The 803-nt window shown below is 59.4% G+C and carries 1 protein-coding gene; it reads left to right on the top strand.

Annotated elements, in window-relative coordinates:
* Nucleotides 1-674, top strand: a 674-nt coding sequence (locus tag HV670_RS30235) for a PAS domain-containing protein (protein ID WP_175108574.1), incomplete at its 5' end; no start/stop codon positions are given.
* Nucleotides 675-803: the final 129 nt, after the last annotated feature.

Below are 803 nucleotides of genomic sequence, written 5' to 3'. Positions count from 1 at the left end.
ATGGGTGGAACAGGACCGAGGCGATTGGCAAGGTCACGCATCAACTGTTGAAAACCCGTTTCCTCATGCCGTTTGACGAGATCAAGGAAGCATTGCTGCGCACCGGGCGCTGGGAGGGCGAACTCGTCCACACCAAGCGGGATGGCACGAAGGTCGTGGTGGCAAGCCGTTGGTCTTTGCAGCGAAACGAGCGCGGGCGACCGTCCGGGACGCTCGAGACCAATAATGACATTACGGCGCGAAAGCGGGCCGAAGAGGCGCTGCGCCGCCACGCAGCCTACCTGGCCGACGCACAGAAACTGAGTCTCACGGGGAGCTTCGGCTGGAACGTTTCGAGCGGAGAATTGTACTGGTCCGAGCAGAGCTTCAGGATCTTTGAATATGATCCTGACACCAACCCTAAGTTGGAGATGGTGCTGCAACGGGTGCATCCCGACGACCTTGCATTCGTCAGGGAGGTGGTCCATCAGGCAGCAACCACCAGGCAGGATTTTGATTTCGAACACCGACTGTTGATGCCGGATGAGTCCGTCAAGTATCTCCACGTTGTGGCGCAGACGGTGTCGAATGAAGCTAACAACCCGCAGGTCGTTGGCGCCATCATGGATGTGACCGCGGCCAAGCTTGCCGAGGAGCAACTGCGCGTCAGGCGCAGACGGAACTCGCCCATGTGACTCGCGTGACCGCTCTGGGTGAACTGAGTGCATCCATTGTTCACGAAATCGGCCAACCGCTTGCTGCCATCCTGATCAACGGCGATGCCTGCCTTCGATGGCTGGACCGGGCGACACCTCAGCTGGACG

Source organism: Pararobbsia alpina (assembly GCF_902859895.1).
In the GTDB taxonomy this organism is placed as follows: Bacteria; Pseudomonadota; Gammaproteobacteria; order Burkholderiales; family Burkholderiaceae; genus Pararobbsia; species Pararobbsia alpina.
This window is presented reverse-complemented; position numbering and strand designations above follow the sequence as displayed.